The organism is Dokdonia genika (genome assembly GCF_042652845.1).
GTDB classification, from domain to species: Bacteria; Bacteroidota; Bacteroidia; order Flavobacteriales; family Flavobacteriaceae; genus Dokdonia; species Dokdonia donghaensis.
Genome location: NZ_JBHSHB010000008.1, coordinates 347,020 through 367,121 on the forward strand (window position 1 = coordinate 347,020; position 20,102 = coordinate 367,121).

A 20,102-nucleotide genomic window follows, 5' to 3' on the forward strand; every position below is an offset into this window, starting at 1 on the left:
ATCAAAAAAGGATACATTATGCGAGTAATTATAGTACCAACAGATTTTTCAGAAAATGCTTTTAATGCACTTGCCTGTGCGATGGAATACTTTAAGTATGAGAGGAGCAAGTTTATTTTATTACATACGTATGCAGATGAGGTGTATGAAAATAAAGCCGTAATCTCTCGAGATATACTTGATGAGTATAAAGAGATTAAACGTAAAGAAAGCGAGGTAAAACTGAGCACTACCCTTGAAAATGGACGCCAAGTATCTCCAAACCCAAAGCACACCTTTGAGACTCTAGCACTTTTTGGGACGCTGCTAGATGAGGTTAACACACTTGTTAATAAAGAAAATGCAGACCTCGTTGTTATGGGTACACAGGGTAAAACTGCAGACAGAAACATCACCTACGGCAGTAATACATTACAAGTAATACGATATGTAAAGTGTCCAGTTTTAGGAATTCCACTTGATTATAAGTACCAGAGACCAGATCGTATATTATTCCCTTCGGCACTTATGATTCCTTATAAAAATAGAGAACTTAAGCTTGTGAGTTGCCTAGCACGTAGTTTCAGGTCAACGGTAGATTTACTTTATATCTCAAACTATGATAGACTCTCCTTACGACAAGAAGATGTAAAAACGTTGTGGGAATACCGCTTTCGCGAAAGCGTAATAAACTACACTAGAAAAGACGAGGGTAATGTCGCTTCTATTATAAATGAGTACATCAAAGACCACGGTGTAAACCTACTGGTTATGGTAAACTCAAAGCATACGTATATGGAAACCTTACTTCATACATCTGCCATAGATACAGTGGGGCTTAATACCAAAATACCCTTCCTTATTTTACAAAACTTACCTAGATAAAACGCTATGAAACATATCTTACTACCTACCGACTTTTCTGACACTTCATATGAAGCAATAACGTATGCGGTTCAATTATTTATTAATGAAGAGTGTACATTTTATGTGCTTAACACATACACACCTGTAGCACTATATACGACTACAATTTATGACCACCAGTCATCACTTAATGTAGATATAGGTGAGCTTTATAAAAATAGCTCTGAGAGTAATCTAACTCAAATTATAGAAAAAGTGACAGATGCATACCCTAATAAATTGCACACTTTTGAAGCTATCTCCAGTTATAATATCCTCAGTCAAGAAATAGCACATCTGGTAGAGAGTCGTCATATAGACTGTATAATTATGGGTACAAAAGGCGCTTCTGGTCTCAAAGAAGTATTTATAGGCTCACAAACTATGCAGGTTATAAAAAGTGCTACTGTACCCGTTATAGGTGTGCCTTCGGGATATAAGTATACTCAACTTAAAGACATACTCTTTGCAACAGATTATAGGTCTGGAGTTACACAACCAGGTCTCAAATTATTAGAAGAAATCTGCCGTAAACATATATCTCGTTTAATATTTCTTAATGCATATTATGGAGTTGAGTTAGATACTGAGCAATTAAGTAATAAAACGGCGTTAGACACCTATTTTGAAAGAGATGCTCATATCAATGAGATGGCAAATGGTATGGATGTGTTGGAAGCTATAGATGATTTTCAATCTAGGCATAAAGTAGATTTACTAGCGCTGGTTCATAACAAACATAACTTTTTTGAAAACTTATTATTTACTCCTGTAGTAAGTAAGATTGTGCACCACACCACAACACCTTTTATGATACTTCCACCTCAGAAATAATAGTTATGATACGAGTTTTAATTCCTACAGATTTTAGTGTAAACAGTCTCAATGCATTGACTTATGCACATATGCTTTTTCAAGAAGAACCTGTAACTTTTACACTATTGCACGCTTATGAACCTACTGCGCTACAAATATTAGGACACCAGACGCCTGTAAGGCTAGCATCTTTATATCATAGTCTCAAAGTACAAGCTATAGAAGAGCTTGAGTCGCTTAAAGAAGAGATATTAATTAAAAATGAAATAGCACATCACAGCTATGAGGTAGTGGCATATGGTAGTCATCTCAATGATGAAATTAAGAGTATGAGTGATCAAAAAATTGATTACATCGTTATGGGAAGTAAAGGCGCAACAGGGCTTAAGGAGATATTTATAGGGACAATAACTCATAGTGTGATAAGTTATCGCCATAACATACCATTGCTTGTTGTACCAGAGAAGGCAACATTTGTCATTCCTAAAAGTATAGGCTTTGCGACAGATTTTGAAAAACCGTATCACAAAGAAGAGTTTGAGCCTTTATTATTACTCACTCGATTATGGCAGGCTACCATAAGAATGGTTGAGGTTTATGAAGAACATAACCTTAATCAAAAGCAGAAAGAACATATACAAGATCTTGAGTCCTTATTGCAGGAAATGAAATATCGTTTTCACGTAATTCCAAAGTTTTCAACGCTCGAAAACTGCATTCATATTTTTGATGAAGAATTGCAAATAGACTTACTAGTGATGATAGATTACCCAAAATCATTTTTTGAAAAGTTAATGAGAGAGCCTGTTATTAAAAAAATGTCCTTTCATACATCTCTACCTTTTTTAGTACTTCCTGCTCATAGCTGATTAATGTCATAGAATGGGTAGATATATGAGCGTAGTTTTATCACATAAAATAAATAATAATGGCACATATACTAGTACCCACAGATTTTTCAGACTATGCTTATAATGCATTATACTATGCAACTCGATTGTATCCAAATGAGAAATGCGAGATTACATTAGTACATACGTTTGAAGATCAATTTTCTACATCTACCAGTCGTATTGATATAGGTCGTAATGAAAAACTTTATGACGAGTTAGAACATAAAGCACTGGACAAGCTTAAATCTCAGAAAGAAAAAATTAAAAGAGATCGGGATGATATAGATCTTGATGTACAAATACTAGCAAGTGCACAACCATTATTTAAAATGGTAAATAGGCTTATAACTCAATCGTCTATAGATTTTATAGTTATGGGCACAAAAGGCGCTTCTGGCCTTAAGGAAGTTTTTGTAGGAAGTCAAGCTGTAAAACTTATTAATAAAGTAAAACCTATACCATTATTTTTAGTGCCAGTAGCCTCAGAGTTGGGCGAGCCTTCAAATATTGCTTATGCCACAGATCTTAAAATAGACTATGCACAATATCCTCTAGAAATTGTAAAAGAGGTAATGCGAGCTCATAAGGCAAAACTACATATCACGCACATTTATAATCAAATAAGCCCAGGTAACACGGTAGAGAATAATTACAGAAAACTTAAAGATAAACTGGCAGATGTAGAGTATAATACACACTGGTTATCTAGTGAGACTGGTATGGAAACAGCGGTAGCAACCTTTGTTGCAGAGCATAAAATTAATCTCTTAGTACTTATGTTCCATAAAAGAGGTTTTCTTAAAAAACTATTTAAAAAGTCATTTGTAGAGACAAGCTGCTTTCATACAGATATACCACTCCTTGTATTACCAGAGAGCTACTAATAGTTATCAAAGTAGCGATATACTTCTTAAACTACATTAATCATATAATTTAATACCCATTGTGATGAAAAAGAAAATACTTATTCCAACAGATTTTTCAAAAAATGCCTGGAATGCACTTACCTATGCTTCAGATCTTTTTGAGCACGTAGAGTGTGTGTTTTATGTGCTTAATGCATATGATGCAAAACCTTACAGTATAGGAGACTTAATGGTGCCAGAGCCAGGATCTCCATCTTACGAGAGTGCAAAAGATCAAGCCGTAAATGGACTCGCAAAAATTATGGATATGCTAGACTTTAGGGAAACTAATCATAAACATACATACGAGTTTATAGCAGAGCTTAATGACCCACTTACTGCTATGAAAAACTTTATAGAGCAGCGTGATATAGAACTTGTCGTAATGGGTACAAAAGGCGCTTCAAACTCACGCGGATCATTATTTGGCAGTAATACCATAATGGCGATGGAAAAACTAAGAGCTTGCCCAGTAATGGGAGTCCCGCTAGATGCGAGAGTGGCTTATGTAAAGGAAATTGTATTACCTACCAGTTATAAAACATATTATAAAAGAAGAGAACTTACGCACCTAGTAGAGATTGCTAGATTGCACGATGCAACCATCTCTGTCATACACGTAAATACCACAGAGGTTCTGACAGAAAAACAAGAAAAAAGTAAAACATTACTAGAGGAGTGTCTTGAAGGGGCTACCTATAGCTTTCATCACGTGCACGGCATAGACGTTACTGCTGGCGTGCGTGATTTTACAGAGAGTCGTGATAGTGATATGCTTGCTATCATAAATAGAAAGCACGCATTCTTTGGAAGTGTCTTTACTACGCCTATGGTAAAAGAGCTCGGTATGTTTACTAGGGTGCCACTGCTGGTTATGCACGATATATAGGTATAGGTAGTTTTTAACTACGCTTTCGCGAAAGCGTAAAACACACACCCTAATTTTTTTTGATGTTTTAAAAATATATAGTACTGATAATTGTCATAGTCTACCATTATATCTAGGCTTACATTTATAGTGTAATTAATTAAAAATCAGTTTTATGGAAACTTCATTGCCACTCTCAATAGATCTTTATCACAATGATGTAAAGGTTTGGAAATCTAATATTTCTCTTATCAATCACGAGATAGCCTTTATTGAAAACCTAACTAATTCATACATTTTTGAGCCTCGTACACCTAACTTATTTGAAAAGTTAGAGCACTTTAAAACTCATATAAGAAAAATTAAAAATAGACTTGATACACTCGTGCAATCACTTACAAAGCACGATGCAGAACTAAGCGGAATGTTAGAATGTGATACCGTGTCTTGTGATGTGTTTTTTGAGACAAAACATCTATCTATAAAAGAAGAGTATCGCGATTTTATAGATACTTATAGTGAAATCAAAACTGAGATTTTTAACTATTGCGGCGCTATTTTGAAAAGTAATAAGTCTCAAGATAATAAGTAATGTAAGTCTTAATGAGTTTATACAGTTGGACTCATTAAGCATTTGCTGGCATTACTAATTCTTTATGTAATGTCTTATACAACTCCCATTAGAGAGGGTAATGGGAGTTGTTTTTTATATTAAATAACCTAATATGTAAGCAATGAAATACTTCTACACTTTATGCATACTGGCAACTACATTACTACTTGGGAGTTGCAATAGCTCAGAACTTATAGAAAACTGGAAAAATCCAGATATAGAGACTTTTGAAGCACAAAAAGTGCTCGTACTAGCTATGACTAGCGATGTCAAAAATAGAGAGCTCTTTGAAAAAAGGCTGGTCGAAAAACTACAAGAAAAAGGAGTAAACGCATATAACAGCGCAGCATTTTTTAACTCAGAGTTTACCTCAAGACCTAGAACAGAGGAGGAGCTCGATAACCTAGAAAGAGAGATGCTCACAGAGGGCTATGATGCTATTCTGGTATCAAAAGTGCTAGGTGCCGAAGATAAGGTGACACTCGTGCAATCCTATCGTAACTGGGATAAAAGATTTAACGGTTTTGAAGACGATTACTACACAAGTCAAAATATCTATGTAGAAGACGAGAGAGTAGAGAAGTTTACCGTCTATCACGCAGAGAGCGCACTCTATTGTATTTGCCCCACAAAGGATAGAGAGATTATCTGGAAGGGCTCTATAGATGTGACAGAACCAGATAGTGATCGCAAGGCTATAAAGGACTATATAAACCTTCTGGTGTGGGTTCTTGAGGAGCAAGATGTACTTGTGTTATCTCAAATAGATTAATTATGAAAACGCTTATATATTCTTCAAAAGATTTTGAAATACCATTTCTTGAAAATGAAAATTCAGGTTTTCACGAGCTAAAATTTATTCCTGAAAGACTAACAACTCACACGGCATATATGGCTATAGGGTTTGAAGCAGTCTCAATTTTTTCTGCAGATGATGCATCATCAAACGTTCTAGAAAAATTAAAAGATTTTGGAGTAAAGCACATTACATTACGTTCGGCAGGATATGATAACGTAAATCTTAGGGCGGCAAAACGTTTAAAAATAAAGGTAGCAAATGCTCCGGATTATTCGCCAAACGCGGTCGCCGAACACGCAGTAGCATTACTTCAGACATTAAATAGAAAAATTACGCTTTCGCGAAAGCAAACTCAAAACTACAATTTTACATTATCTAATCTCGTAGGCTTTGATCTAGTAGGTAAAACTGTAGGCATTATAGGAACGGGTAAAATAGGAAGTGTAATTGTACAAATTATGAATGGGTATGGCTGTGATGTACTGGCGACTGATCCATTCAAGAATAAAGATCTTATTGAGGCTAATAGTGTAAAGTATGTTGATGTGACTTTACTATGTGAGCAAAGTGATATCATTTTTTTAAGTGTTCCTCTTAACAAGGATACATATCAGTGCATAGATAAATCTAAGCTAGATTTGATGAAGAAAAATACTTTGCTTATAAATGTAGCTCGCGGCGCAGTAGTTCATACGCAAGATGTGGTAGATAGTGTTATTACTAACCAAATAGCAGGATATGCAACCGATGTGTATGACAAAGAAAGCGGTGTGTTTTTTTATGACAGATCTAAAGATCAACCTCAAGACGTAGCGTTAAAAATTTTACTAAATCACGATCGTATTTTGCTTACTCCACATCAAGCTTTTGCTACTCAAGAAGCTTTGCAAAACATTGCAAAGACTACTATATCTAATCTAAAGCACTGGCAAGAAGGTCAAGAACCCAAAACAACATTACATCCCTTTGAAGTAATTTTTGAATAATTACATTTTTTCAAATATGATATATGTCATAGTAAAAGCACTTACATAATCACACATTTGCTATAAGTATAATGGCTGTAAAGCCTGTATAAATTAATAGTATATATGTCAAGTTGTTATCATTGTGGCGATGTTTGTGAGACAGAAATCATACATCAAGAAAAATCTTTTTGCTGTCACGGCTGTAAGACTGTCTTTGATATCTTAAATGATAATGACCTTACCTACTATTATGATATTGAGCGTGCTCCAGGTATATCTCCATTAGATCAAGAAGCAAAGTTTGACTTTTTAGACAATAAAGATATAGTAGCAAAGCTCACAGAGTTTGATGAGCAAGATACTCAAGTTGTCTCTTTATTGATACCTTCTATACATTGCAGTTCTTGCATATGGGTTCTTGAGAATCTCAATAAACTTAATGCGGCAGTAAAGACGGCACAAGTAAATTTTCCAGAAAAGACCGTTCGTATTACATATAACTCATCAGAGATTACACTTAAAGATCTGGCTATACTTTTATCAAGAATAGGGTATGAGCCATATATCTCACTAGAGGACGCAACAGAGAAGAAGACAACGGTAGATAGAAGCCTTATCTATAAACTTGGTGTTGCTGGCTTTGCCTTTGGTAATATTATGTTCTTATCCTTTCCAGAGTATTTTGAGGTAGGTGAGTTCTGGTTAGATAAGTTTAAGTACGTTTTTAGATGGTTGATGTTTCTCTTTGCTCTGCCGGTAGTTTTTTATTCTGGTCGTGATTATTTTATATCTGCATATAAAGGATTACGATCTAAAGTTTTAAATATAGATGTACCTATAGCCATAGGTATTACGGTACTATTTGTAAGGTCAAGTGTTGAGATTATGATGGACTGGGGTACTGGCTTTTTTGACAGTATGGCCGGGCTCGTCTTCTTTTTATTATTAGGGAGGTTTTTCCAGCAGAAAACGTATGCCTTTCTATCATTTGAGAGAGATTATAAATCTTACTTTCCTATTGCTGTTACTAGACTTGTAATACAAGTTCAAGATAAAGCCGAAAATTCAGTTACTCAAGATCGTAACGAGCAAGACCAGTCTAAGGTTATAGAAGAGCAAGCACAAGTCTATGAGCTCAAGACTAAGGATCGCATACTTATAAGAAATGGAGAGCTTTTACCGGTAGATGCTATTCTTATTAAAGGAAATGCTCTTATAGACTATAGTTTCGTAACGGGTGAAGCAGCTCCGGTTACCAAGCAATCTGGTGATCAACTTTATGCTGGAGGGAGGCAGCAAGCAGGCCCTATCGAGGTTGAAGTGCTCAAGCCTGTAGAGCAGAGCTACCTTACTCAGCTATGGTCTAATGAGATCTTTAGTTCAAAAAATCAAAGTCCGTTTGAAAATCTAACAGACCGTATAAGCAGGAGGTTCACCATATCACTGCTTGCTATAGCTGTTATTGCAACCTTAGTTTGGGTTTTTATAGATATAAGTACAGCACTTAATGTATTTACAGCAGTGCTTATAGTTGCCTGTCCTTGTGCGATAGCACTTGCTGCACCCTTTACACTTGGTAATTTACTGCGCATTTTTGGTCGTCATAAGCTATATATGAAAGATAGCTCAGTCATAGAACGTATGTCACACATAGACACCGTTGTTTTTGATAAAACAGGTACGCTCACAACAAGTGTAAAGAACACAATAACTTATGAAGGTATTGCACTTACTACACAAGAAAAATCACTTCTCACCAGCACACTTAGAGCTTCAAACCACCCTTTAAGTAGATCGCTATATGAACTATTAAATACCCACAATATCCAAACGCTGGATGAATATACAGAAGATATAGGCCAGGGTATCACAGGGACTATAAACAACCATCAAATCAAGATAGGGTCTTACGGTTTTGTAAGTGATAATGCGGCTCATAAAACTGCACAACCACATACCCGTACTGCGGTTCATATAAGTACAGACAGTACGTATAAGGGGTGTTATTTATTTTATAATGACTACAGGTCTGGTGTACAAACCGTTTTTGATCAAATAGGTAAAAAAGCTCAGGTTATTATTCTCTCTGGTGATAATGATGGAGAGCGTGAGCATCTTGCAGAATTATTGCCACAAGATGCTACGTTACTATTTAATCAAAAGCCAGAAGATAAGTTACAATTCATAAAGTCCCTTCAAGATAGTAATCGCAAAGTATTGATGATAGGAGACGGTCTTAATGACGCAGGAGCTCTAGCACAAAGTGATGTGGGTATTTCTATATCAGAAAATGTAAATGTCTTTTCTCCTGCTTGTGATGGTATACTAGACGCACAAAGATTTAAAGATATACCCACTTTTATGAGCTTATCACGTAAGGGAGTAGAGGTCATTAAATATGCCTTTATTTTCTCAATATTTTATAACCTCATAGGTCTAGGTTTTGCTGTGACAGGTAATCTAGCACCAGTGGTTGCAGCTATATTAATGCCGCTTAGTTCTATAAGTATCGTTGTATTTACGACGATAGCCACCTCAATTTTGGGTAAAAAACTTAAAACAATATGATTACACATTTACACATCCCTTCGGCCGTAGGGCCGTCTCATAATATAGCAGTATTACCTGTGTATACAGAGAGACAGCTTATAACTATGTTTTACAAATCTGTGCACCACAATGAGCCACAAGAGGGTTTTGATAGCTGGTTAAGCGCTGTGCAAAATCAACTCTTAGTAGTAGAGCAATTACCATCTAGAGATCAATCTTTTTATCTAGAGGCTCACGGTGCCATTTTACAAGAGTTTAAAGCCATATTGCAAGCTATTACAAGATTTGAGCATCAGTTTATGATGAGTTGTCCTTGTGCTGTACAAGGGGCTGGAGTGCTGCTTTCATCGCTACAGAAAGTATCAAAAAGACTTCAAAAAGTGATCGTGTAAAAGGTGGGTGTAAGAGTTGTTTTACGCTTTCGCGAAAGCGCATTTAAAACTATTTAACAGTAACTGATATTTGTCATATTTCACCTTGAAGTTCACACGTAGTTTTACACCATAATCCTATCAGGTATGAGTATTATTTATATGCTTCTTGCAATAAGTGTGGTTGTCGCACTCATCTTTTTTGCAGCTTTTATACTGTCTGTAAAAAAAGGGCAATATGACGACACTTATACGCCATCTGTGCGTATGCTTTTTGAAGATGAGGTAATTACAACTAAGGCTTCTGAGAGTGATAATAAAGATCAAGCAAATTCAACCAATTTAAAACAGTAACCCATTTTTTTATGGAAATACAAAAATTCTATTACGATAATAAAATCGTACGTAAGTTTATAATCGCGACGATGTTTTGGGGCATTATAGGGATGAGTGTGGGGCTTCTTCTAGCTTTTATGTTTCTTTTTCCTAACCTTACAGACGGCATCTCTTGGTTAAGTTTTGGTCGTTTGCGTCCGCTGCATACTAATGCTGTGATTTTTGCCTTTGTAGGTAACGCTATTTTTGCTGGTGTTTATTACTCTACACAACGACTTCTCAAAGCTCGTATGTGGAAAGACTGGCTTAGTAATCTTAACTTCTGGGGATGGCAGGCTATCATTGTAGGTGCTGCAATCACGCTACCTTTAGGTTTTACTACCTCAAAGGAGTATGCAGAGCTAGAGTGGCCTTTTGACATTGCTATCGCATTAATTTGGGTTGCTTTTGGGGCAAACTTAATAGGTACTATTCTTAAAAGAAGACAGCGACACCTTTATGTGGCAATCTGGTTTTATTTAGGAACATTTGTAACTGTAGCGGTATTACATATTGTAAACAGTATGGAGCTGCCAGTAAGCGCGCTTAAGAGTTACTCTATGTATGCTGGGGTGCAAGATGCACTAGTACAGTGGTGGTATGGTCACAATGCGGTGGCTTTCTTTTTAACTACACCATTTTTAGGTCTTATGTACTACTTTGTGCCTAAGGCCGCAAATAGACCGGTATACTCATACAGATTATCTATTGTACACTTCTGGTCTCTTATTTTTATTTACATCTGGGCAGGGCCACACCACCTGTTATATTCTGCACTACCAGACTGGGCACAAAACTTAGGAGTAGCCTTCTCTATTATGCTTATTGCTCCATCTTGGGGAGGTATGATTAATGGACTACTCACACTAAGAGGGGCTTGGGATAAAGTACGTACAGATCCTGTTCTTAAATTTATGGTAGTGGCAATTACAGGCTACGGTATGGCAACCTTTGAGGGGCCTATGTTATCGCTTAAAAATGTAAACGCCATCGCTCACTTTAGTGACTGGGTTATTGCACACGTACACGTAGGAGCACTTGCTTGGAATGGTTTCTTAACATTTGGTATGGTATACTGGATGGTGCCTAGGTTATTTAAAACTACACTGTGGTCTACTAAGCTTGCAAACGTACACTTCTGGGTAGGTACATTAGGTATTATACTTTATGCTTTACCTATGTATGTTGCTGGTTTTGTACAAGCATCTATGTGGAAACAATTTAATCCAGATGGTACACTTACTTACGGTAACTTTCTTGAGACAGTGAGTGAGATCATCCCGATGTACTGGATGCGTGCTATAGGAGGAAGTATGTTTATAGTAGGAGCGCTTATAGGAGTGTATAACTTAATAATGACAGCACGCTCGGGTAATGAAGTAACAGATGAGCTCGCAGAGGCTGCGCCACTTCAAAAAGTAACTAGAAAACGTACCTCAAAAGAGGGATACCACACTTGGTTAGAAAGACGCCCGGTAAAGCTTACCATTTTTGCAACTATTGCCATCCTTATAGGTGGTATGGTACAAATTATACCGTCACTTATGGTAGATGATTATGTACCTGTAATCTCAAGTGTAAAGCCATACACACCACTAGAACTCGAGGGTAGAGATATTTATATACGAGAGAGCTGTGTATCGTGTCACTCACAAATGATACGACCTTTTAGAAGTGAGGTAGAGCGTTATGGTGAGTACTCAAAAGCAGGAGAGTATGTGTATGATCATCCATTTTTATGGGGAAGTAAACGTACGGGACCAGACCTTATGCGTGTAGGTGGTAAGTATAGTGACAACTGGCACTTAAACCACTTTTACGATCCGCAGAGTACATCGTCTGGTTCAATAATGCCATCTTATAAATGGCTTATCAAAAATGAGTTAGATAAAGATCTTACAGAAAAGAAAATGGAAGCAATGGTCACGCTAGGTGTACCCTATACTCAAGAGGAGATAGATAATGCTCAAGAGCTTATGACGGCACAAGGAACGCAAATAGAGAAAAATCTTTATGCAGATCCAGACTTTGCAAATACCTATGAAGCAGATAAAAAATATGCCGAAGAGAATGGGCTAGATTTTATCGAGATGCGCAATCGTGAAGTGGTAGCCCTTATAGCTTACATACAACGATTAGGAACAGATATAAAAGTTAAAAACACAGACGGTACAACAACCATCATAAACGACTAAGCGATGTTAAAATTTGTAAAAGGAAATCTAGAAAATATTGATGGGGTTGAAATATACCCTATCATCTCACTACTTATATTCTTTGTCTTCTTTGCAGCCCTTTTCTGGTGGGTGTTTACAGCAAAGAAGAGCCACATAGCAGAGGTGAGCAACATACCACTTAACGACAATACACTTAATTCAAATAATTAAATCTATGAGAACAGTAGCATCATTTTTAAGAATCTTAGGCTTCTCGATACTGGGTTATTTTATCATAGATATTGCAGGGTCTACTGGAGATATATCTATCTTTTTACAAGAACCTTGGATCTGGGCTGTACTAGGAGTAATCATTCTTTTTTATACCGCTGGTGAGATAAGTATAGAAGCCCTAAGAAGTATTCTATATAAAAGCCTCAAGCCAGACGCACAAAAAGTTTATGATAAAGAGGTAGCTCTTGCAAAAGAAAACCAGTTTAAGTGGTTTAAGGAGAAGTATAAAGCCTCTCTAGGAAGTAAAGCAGTAGAGGAGGAGCACGAAATCATACTTGACCATAATTATGATGGGATCAAGGAGCTTGATAATAATTTACCGCCTTGGTGGGTATATATGTTTTATGCAACGATTGTCTTTGCGGTAATATACCTAGTGCGATTTGAAGTGTTTAACGACTATGATCAAGAAGAAGAATATCAGGTTGCGGTTGCAGAGGCAAAAGCAGAAATAGAAGAATGGAAAAAAACAGCTAAGGATCTTGTAGATATTAATACAGTAACACTACTTACAGATGCTAGTGATATCAATGCTGGTAAAGCCATTTTTACAAATAACTGTATTGCCTGCCATAAAGCAGATGGTGGAGGAGGTATAGGTCCTAACCTTACAGATCAACACTGGATTCTAGGTGGTGGTATAAAAAATGTATTTAAAACCATTTCAGAAGGTGGTCGTGATGGTAAGGGTATGATCTCTTGGAAATCTGAACTTAAACCTGCAGAAATGGCTCAAGTAGCCAGCTTTGTACTCTCATTACAGGGAACTACTCCGGCAGAGCCAAAGCAAGCAGAAGGTGAGATCTGGATAGACCCAGACGCAGCACCTACACCTGTACAAGAAGTAGACTCTCTAGTGGTAGAAGAGATTACCGTAGCAGTAAGTAATTAGTAAAAACAAGCACCTTATAATACCCGGTATGGCAGAGCAAGGACAAGATAACTTTAGAGACACTATAGGTACTCTTAATGAGGAGGGTAAACGTGCTTGGGTTTTTCCTAAAAAGCCAGACGGTAAGTGGTATGAGTACCGCAAGTATGTAAGCTATGTATTGCTCTTATTTTTATTTAGTGCGCCTTTTATTAAAATAGGTGGTAACCAGTTTTTAATGTTTAACGTATTAGAGCGTCGCTTTAATATTTTTGGCTACCCATTTTGGCCACAAGATTTTCACCTGTTTGTAATAATGATGATTATTGGGGTGGTTTTTGTGATTTTGTTTACCGTTGCCTTTGGTAGATTATTTTGTGGCTGGGTATGCCCACAGACCATATTTATGGAAATGGTTTTTCGTCGTATTGAGTACTGGATAGATGGTGATAGAGGGAAAGAAATACGACTTAAAAAAATGCCGTGGACAAAGGAGAAAATAAAAAAAAGAGCCCTTAAGTGGTCTATATTTTTTATCATCTCTTTTCTTATAGCAAATGTGTTTCTTGCCTATCTCATAGGCAGTGACCAGCTTATAAGATATATCACAGATGGACCGTCTAAGCACATAAGCACACTAGTATCATTACTTATTTTTACAGGTGTATTCTACTTCATATTTGCGTGGTTTAGAGAGCAAGTATGCATTATCGCTTGTCCTTATGGTCGTCTACAAGGTGTGCTGCTAGATAATAAATCTATTGTAGTGGCTTATGATCACAAACGAGGAGAAAAGGAAGAAGGTCGCGCAAAATTTAAAAAAAATGAAGAACGCGCCACTACAGGTAAAGGTGATTGTATAGACTGTTTTGCCTGTGTGCACGTATGTCCTACAGGTATAGATATACGTAATGGCACGCAGCTAGAGTGTGTAAACTGTACTGCTTGTATAGACGCCTGTGACCATATGATGGAGGCTGTAAATCTTCCCACAGGGCTTATACGCTATGCAAGTGAAGATAATATTGAGAAAAAAGAAAAGTTCAAATTTACACCTAGACTCAAGGGCTATACAGCTGTACTAGGTATTCTCATAGCGGTACTTATAGGGATGCTCTTTTTACGTAACGATGTAGAGGCACGTATCTTAAGATTACCAGGGCAACTTTATGAGCACAAGGCAGATAATATGATAAGCAATGTGTACACCTTTAAGCTAGTTAATAAAACCATAGAAGATATAAATGATGTGTACTTTAAACTTGCTTCTCACAAAGGGACTATAGAGGTTGTCTCAGGCAATTTTTTTGATATAAGCGGTCAAGGTCTTGCAGAAGGCACACTGTTTATTGAGATAAATGCAAGCGCTATTAAGAGTGATAAAGAACAACTAGAGGTTGAGGTGTATAGCGGTGATGAGCTTATAGAGACAACGGTTACCTCATTTTTAGGACCAAGAATGTATAGATAGTATAACGCTTTCGCGAAAGCAAAAAAAGAACAATTATGAAGTGGAACTGGGGAAAAGGTATTGTAGTGGGAATGATCTCATTTATGGCTTTCATACTATATATGGTCATCACAATGAGTACAGATAAGAAGTATAGTCACGATCTGGTAACCGAAGAGTATTATGCAAAAGAAATGAAGTATCAAACCGAAATAGATGCCGAAACTAATGCAAATCTTCTTGAAGGTGAAATTAATGGAATACTTACTCCAGAGGGATGGTTACTTACATTTCCAGCATCTATAGATGCTAGTTCCATAAAGGGTACTGTCTCCTTATATAGACCGTCTAATGAGCTGTTAGATTTTGAAATACCGCTTGCCATCACAGATGGTAAACAGCTCATACCAGATCATAAACTCATTGCTGGAAGATGGAATATCACAATCACCTGGAGTGATGGTGATCAAGATTATATGTATAAAAAATCAATAAGTTATTAAATGCTTTGGTCTGCACTCATATTCGGTTTATTAGGGAGTTTTCACTGTGTAGGGATGTGTGGGCCTATTGCGTTTATGTTACCTGTAGATCGTAAAAACCCCGTAAAGCGCTTTTTTCAATTATCAAGTTATCACGCAGGAAGAATTCTTACCTACAGCGTGATAGGTCTCATTTTTGGGGTAGTGGGGAAGAGTCTTAACCTCTTTGGTTTTCAGCAAAATTTGTCTATTGCCATAGGTGTTTTAATGATTGCTGTAATACTTATTCCTTCACGATTTTTAAGTAAGTATAGCATCTCAAAACCCATATATAAACTAGTGGGGAAAGTAAAAAGTAATATGGGAGCTGCGCTTAAAAAGAAAGATCCAGCAACGTTTTTTACCATTGGGTATCTTAATGGGTTGTTGCCTTGTGGACTTGTGTATATGGCAGTTTTTGGAGCGCTGGCTTCTGGAGATGCTTTACAGGGTGGTCTTTATATGGCCATTTTTGGACTAGGGACCATACCACTTATGACAACAGCTATTTACTTAGGTAACTTTTTAAAAGGAACGATTAAACAACGCATAGTAAAAGCGATTCCTGTATTTGTAGTTATAATAGGTGTGCTGTTTATACTGCGTGGTATGGGCTTAGGGATTCCTTATATCTCTCCCTCAGAAAATGTGCGTATAGAAAAAATAGCCGCGCAGCACGCGTGTCACTAAGAGCTATTACTAAACATAGATTTTTTTACAACCTCTAAACTTTAAACTTATGAAAAATTCATTATTACTACTCGTAGACTGGGGAATGGGAGCAATGTTAATAGGCGTTTTTGCCGTGGTGTGTATTGCGATGGTACTTATCGTATATAGTATGTCTCGTAACGGTAAATCTGCTACAAACCAAGAAGAAGATGATACAAATAATGGGTAGTATATTGAGCGCTTTATGTACTCGAGTAGTCTATAAAGTGATAGATATACGCATTGCTTTAATGTTTATTAAAGTCTAAGGAGGTGCTTAGGTTTAGAACGCTTTCGCGAAAGCGTTATTAAAAACAAAAAAGGAGGAATCACCTATTAAGATGATTCCTCCTTTTTTCATTATTATGACTTATAGGTTATACGGTCATAGAGAATAATTGTGTCTCTGGTTTTTTGCGCTGCAGGCGTAGGTCAAATGGTAGACATATGTTACGTACAAATGGTCTTCCTTTTTCTGTAACTAGTATACTAGTATTATTTATGATAACTAATCCGTCATTTTCAAGTTCTTTAAGCTTTATAAGTACATCCGGTATTTCTGCGAAGTGTAGTTTTTGATCTGTCCACGAGGTTTTAAACTCACACATTAAGTTAAGAATATGCTGTCTTATAATTAGATCTTCTTCTGTAAGTAAATGCCCTCTAAAGATAGGAAGAATACCGTCTTCTACTAGCTGCTGGTACTCCTCAATATTTTTTACATTTTGAGCAAAGCTGTACCAGCTATCACTAATAGCAGATACACCTAGACCTATCATTACTTGTGTCTTACTGGAGGTGTACCCCATAAAATTGCGATGTATTTTACCTTCTTGTTGTGCAGTGTGTAAGCTGTCATTTTTTAAAGCAAAATGATCCATACCTATCTCTACATAACCTGCCTCGACTAGCATTTTTTTACCTATCTCATATTGTTTTCTCTTTTGCTCTGCAGAGGGTAAATCTTGATCAGAAAAGCCACGCTGGCCGTTACCTTTCATCCACGGTACGTGCGCATAGCTATAAAATGCGATGCGGTCTGGACGTAAGCGTGTGGTCTGTGAGATGGTAAAAATCACATCATCTTGCGTTTGAAATGGTAAGCCATATATAATATCGTGACCTACAGAGCTGTATCCTACTTCTCTTGCGGCTGTGGTTGCCGTTTTTACATTATGATATGGCTGTACTCTGTTAATAGCTTTTTGAACAGTTTCATTATAATCTTGTACACCGTAGCAAACTCTGGTAAAGCCTTGTTTATAGAGCGTTTCAAGATGTTCTTTTGTGGTATTGTTGGGGTGTCCTTCAAAACTTAGCTCAAACTCTGTGGCTTTGTTGGTGAGGCTAAAGACTCCATCTAGTAGTCTATCTAGGTGCTCTGGAGAGAAGAAAGTAGGAGTGCCACCACCTAGATGTAATTGCTTAACTAGTGGAGTACTACCTAAAAGTTTTACATAAAGCGTGAGCTCTTTGAGTACAGATTGTATGTAAGGAATCTCTACACTGTGATTTTTTGTAATGCGCTTATTACAACCACAAAAGGTGCACATACTCTCGCAAAATGGTAGGTGTATATATATGCTTATACCTTCTGTAGCGTTACTCTCATTAAAACTTTTTACTAAGGTCTCTTTCCACCCTTTGAGAGTAAATTGTTTTTTGTCCCAGTAGGGTACAGTAGGGTAACTGGTGTATCTAGGTCCTGCTACGTTATATTTTGAAATAAGAGTGCACATCTATTTTTGGTTTTTTTTCAAAAATAGGAGGAGCACAATACTTGATTTATGACAAATATCATAAACCCGTTTTTTGTGTAAAGGAAACTCTAGTAGTGATAAGCTTAGTTATGCTTTAAAGCAAAAAAAACAGCTACATAAAAATGTAACTGTTTCTTATACTTGGTAGCGAGAGGGGGGCACGATCCCCCGACCTCCGGGTTATGAATATTCATCTATATAGTTTAAATTGATTCAAAACTGTTTAAAATCAATACGTTGAGTAAATTTTATACATATTTGTACTCATCTGAATATAGGCTTAATTGCGATTTGTTGTACCTATGTTGTACCAAAAAAAATAGTACCTTAATAGTCCAATAAGACAGTTATGGCAACTATTCAGGCAGTATTACGGAACAAAGTAAACTCACGTTTGTTGTACCCAATTGCGGTACGGATGACAAAAGATAGAAAAACATCATATATATACATCGGACAGTATATTGATAAGAGGCAATGGGATGAACGAAATGGCTTGGTCAGAAAATCCCATCCGGATGCTATGTTTATAAATCAGCTCATTTTATCTAAACTAACTGAAGCGAACAAAAGACTTTTGAGTGCTGAATCCGAAAGCAAATATCAATCTGTAAAGACCATAAAAACGAATATTGTTCGAAATGAGCGTTTTGATTTCTTCAGCGCTGTAGAGATGCAAATTGAGAGAATAAAAGAGAGAGGTCAATTTCACCAAGCTGATGTTGTAAAACAACGAATGAATAGGTTTAAAGCTTTCGCGAAATCAGATAAGTTGCACTTCAATGAGATCACCGTTGACTTACTTAAAAGATTCGAAGCCTTCCTTAAAAACGATATCAAACTTGCACATAGAACTATTGTTAATTATATGATATCAATAAGAACGATATATAACATTGCGATTGGAGAGAAGTGGGCAGAACACAACTTTTATCCGTTTGGTAAAGGAGGGTACACAATAAAAATATTAGAATCTCAAAAAATAGGATTGTCAATAGAGGAAGTGCAACTTCTTGAATCTGTTGAAGATATTTCTCCTGCCCAAAGACACGCACTTAATGTATGGCTTGTAAGTTTTTATTTTGCAGGAATTAGAGTTGGAGATTTATTGCAACTAAAATGGTCTGATTTTAAAGATAATCGCTTGAGATATAGAATGGGTAAAAATCAAAAGCTTGTATCATTAAAAATTCCGCAGAAGGTAGAGCCTATTCTTCATTTATATAAGAGAGATAGTAAGAACGATTTTGTTTTTGAGGAGCTAAGTATGGTAAATCCAGAGGATCCAAGACATCTGCGTACGAGAATTAAGACAGTAACTAGAAATTTTAATAGACGTTTAAGTCTTATTGCCGATAAATTAGAAATCGAAAAAAAATTGAGTATGCACATAGCCAGACATACATTTGGTAACATTTCGGGTAGCAAAATTCCTATCCAGATGCTACAAAAGCTATATCGTCATTCATCAGTCACAACAACTATTATGTATCAGTCCAACTTTATGCAAGATGATGTGGATGATGCGCTAGATAGTGTTGTAAATTTTTAAAATTTGTAATAAATTCAAGTCGCAGCATCCCGCTTAAACAAATTCATTAAATTAAAAATCATCACACAAAAGACTACCCAAATAAATCCTGCAATAAATCCACCTGCTATATCCGAAGGGTAATGCACACCAAGGTATATTCTACTTATGCCAATGCTAAGAATGAGAACGGCTAATAATAGTATAATTAGAAATTTCCAAATCTTGCTAATATTAAACTGAGTGATTAGGTAAATCAAAATTCCATAGAAGGCCATTGCCATCATAGCGTGTCCACTTGGATAACTAAGCGTTTCAACAGTAACTAGATGTTCTGCTTCTGGCCTTGCTCTATTAATTATTTGTTTTAATATCAAGTTAGAGCTCAATGCTAATACCATTACTAGCACTATTTGTGCTACATATCGCCAGTTTTTAAAAACGAGATAAAATATCAGTGTGCATACTGAGAAAACTATCAAGTAGCCTATGGCATTACCAATATCTGTTAAGTATATGAAATATTGCGTAAGAGATGGTGTTCTGTAGCTCGCTATCGCCTCACTGATAGAAGCGTCATAGGTAACTAAGTATTCAGATTTCAAATCTTCGGTAAGTTCAAGAAATAAATTTATACCGCCTACCACAATAGGAGCTGTGATAAGAACTGTAATTAAATAAGGAATTCTATCATCGTACTTTCTGTAGTACTTCGATAATAACCTCTTGATTTGTTTAATTACTGATTTGAGCTCTTTTTGCATA

The 20,102-nt window shown here is 36.5% G+C and carries 21 protein-coding genes; 19 read left to right on the forward strand and 2 right to left on the reverse strand.

The genetic code is table 11. The features are described from left to right. Nucleotides 1–18: 18 nt before the first annotated feature. The 18 genes from ACFO5T_RS05480 to ACFO5T_RS05565 all read left to right on the forward strand — a co-directional run bounded on the left by ACFO5T_RS05480 (nt 19) and on the right by ACFO5T_RS05565 (nt 16,236). A complete protein-coding gene (locus ACFO5T_RS05480; RefSeq protein ID WP_380032650.1) occupies nt 19–864 on the forward strand; it encodes a universal stress protein in 846 nt (281 codons plus the stop codon). Between the two features lie 6 nt (nt 865–870). Then, nucleotides 871–1,719: a universal stress protein gene (locus ACFO5T_RS05485; RefSeq protein ID WP_375252900.1), complete on the forward strand. Its 849-nt coding sequence runs from the start codon at nt 871–873 to the stop codon at nt 1,717–1,719. Between the two features lie 5 nt (nt 1,720–1,724). Continuing rightward, nucleotides 1,725–2,570, forward strand: a complete 846-nt coding sequence (locus tag ACFO5T_RS05490; protein WP_380032652.1) for a universal stress protein — start codon at nt 1,725–1,727, stop codon at nt 2,568–2,570. Nucleotides 2,571–2,629: 59 nt separating this feature from the next. Further along, nucleotides 2,630–3,478: a universal stress protein gene (locus tag ACFO5T_RS05495; protein ID WP_375252898.1), complete on the forward strand. Its 849-nt coding sequence runs from the start codon at nt 2,630–2,632 to the stop codon at nt 3,476–3,478. Between the two features lie 64 nt (nt 3,479–3,542). Further along, nucleotides 3,543–4,388 (forward strand): universal stress protein, encoded by an 846-nt coding sequence (locus ACFO5T_RS05500; RefSeq protein WP_380032654.1) that lies wholly within the window; start codon nt 3,543–3,545, stop codon nt 4,386–4,388. 154 nt (nt 4,389–4,542) lie between these two features. Continuing rightward, nucleotides 4,543–4,959, forward strand: a complete 417-nt coding sequence (locus ACFO5T_RS05505) for a hypothetical protein (protein ID WP_380032656.1) — start codon at nt 4,543–4,545, stop codon at nt 4,957–4,959. Between the two features lie 142 nt (nt 4,960–5,101). Next, entirely contained in the window at nt 5,102–5,752 is a 651-nt protein-coding gene (locus tag ACFO5T_RS05510; protein WP_380032658.1) for a hypothetical protein, read from the forward strand. A gap of 2 nt (nt 5,753–5,754) precedes the next feature. Further along, a complete protein-coding gene (locus ACFO5T_RS05515) occupies nt 5,755–6,765 on the forward strand; it encodes a 2-hydroxyacid dehydrogenase (protein WP_380032660.1) in 1,011 nt (336 codons plus the stop codon). Nucleotides 6,766–6,870: 105 nt separating this feature from the next. Beyond that, complete coding sequence (locus ACFO5T_RS05520; RefSeq protein ID WP_380032662.1) at nt 6,871–9,315, forward strand: heavy metal translocating P-type ATPase; 2,445 nt, start codon at nt 6,871–6,873, stop codon at nt 9,313–9,315. Continuing rightward, the gene (locus ACFO5T_RS05525) at nt 9,312–9,689 is read left to right on the forward strand and encodes a hypothetical protein (protein ID WP_380032664.1); all 378 of its coding nucleotides are present in this window, start codon (nt 9,312–9,314) and stop codon (nt 9,687–9,689) included. Before ACFO5T_RS05520 ends, ACFO5T_RS05525 begins: the two co-directional genes overlap by 4 nt. 126 nt (nt 9,690–9,815) lie before the next feature. Then, nucleotides 9,816–10,022, forward strand: a complete 207-nt coding sequence (gene ccoS / locus ACFO5T_RS05530) for a cbb3-type cytochrome oxidase assembly protein CcoS (RefSeq protein ID WP_021778532.1) — start codon at nt 9,816–9,818, stop codon at nt 10,020–10,022. An 11-nt stretch (nt 10,023–10,033) separates the two neighbouring features. Further along, a complete protein-coding gene (gene ccoN / locus ACFO5T_RS05535; RefSeq protein WP_021778533.1) occupies nt 10,034–12,238 on the forward strand; it encodes a cytochrome-c oxidase, cbb3-type subunit I in 2,205 nt (734 codons plus the stop codon). A gap of 3 nt (nt 12,239–12,241) precedes the next feature. Continuing rightward, a complete protein-coding gene (locus ACFO5T_RS05540) occupies nt 12,242–12,430 on the forward strand; it encodes a CcoQ/FixQ family Cbb3-type cytochrome c oxidase assembly chaperone (RefSeq protein WP_021778534.1) in 189 nt (62 codons plus the stop codon). A 4-nt stretch (nt 12,431–12,434) separates the two neighbouring features. Continuing rightward, on the forward strand, nt 12,435–13,385 hold the full coding sequence (locus ACFO5T_RS05545; RefSeq protein WP_380032667.1) for a cbb3-type cytochrome c oxidase N-terminal domain-containing protein: 951 nt from the start codon (nt 12,435–12,437) through the stop codon (nt 13,383–13,385). Between the two features lie 28 nt (nt 13,386–13,413). Beyond that, complete coding sequence (gene ccoG, locus ACFO5T_RS05550; protein ID WP_380032669.1) at nt 13,414–14,835, forward strand: cytochrome c oxidase accessory protein CcoG; 1,422 nt, start codon at nt 13,414–13,416, stop codon at nt 14,833–14,835. Between the two features lie 35 nt (nt 14,836–14,870). Beyond that, nucleotides 14,871–15,317 (forward strand): FixH family protein, encoded by a 447-nt coding sequence (locus ACFO5T_RS05555; RefSeq protein ID WP_375252355.1) that lies wholly within the window; start codon nt 14,871–14,873, stop codon nt 15,315–15,317. Then, nucleotides 15,318–16,025, forward strand: coding sequence for a sulfite exporter TauE/SafE family protein (locus ACFO5T_RS05560; protein WP_021778538.1), 708 nt, complete (start codon nt 15,318–15,320; stop codon nt 16,023–16,025). A gap of 49 nt (nt 16,026–16,074) precedes the next feature. Next, nucleotides 16,075–16,236: a hypothetical protein gene (locus ACFO5T_RS05565; RefSeq protein WP_298347984.1), complete on the forward strand. Its 162-nt coding sequence runs from the start codon at nt 16,075–16,077 to the stop codon at nt 16,234–16,236. 187 nt (nt 16,237–16,423) lie between these two features. Here ACFO5T_RS05565 and hemN read toward each other — a convergent pair whose 3' ends face one another. Further along, nucleotides 16,424–17,785, reverse strand: coding sequence for an oxygen-independent coproporphyrinogen III oxidase (gene hemN, locus ACFO5T_RS05570; protein ID WP_380032672.1), 1,362 nt, complete (start codon nt 17,783–17,785; stop codon nt 16,424–16,426). Nucleotides 17,786–18,155: 370 nt separating this feature from the next. Between hemN and ACFO5T_RS05575 the strand changes: the two genes are divergently transcribed. Further along, on the forward strand, nt 18,156–19,358 hold the full coding sequence (locus ACFO5T_RS05575; RefSeq protein WP_380032674.1) for a phage integrase SAM-like domain-containing protein: 1,203 nt from the start codon (nt 18,156–18,158) through the stop codon (nt 19,356–19,358). 14 nt (nt 19,359–19,372) lie between these two features. Here ACFO5T_RS05575 and ACFO5T_RS05580 read toward each other — a convergent pair whose 3' ends face one another. Continuing rightward, the gene (locus ACFO5T_RS05580; protein WP_380032676.1) at nt 19,373–20,101 is read right to left on the reverse strand and encodes a phosphatase PAP2 family protein; all 729 of its coding nucleotides are present in this window, start codon (nt 20,099–20,101) and stop codon (nt 19,373–19,375) included. Nucleotide 20,102 lies beyond the last annotated feature (1 nt).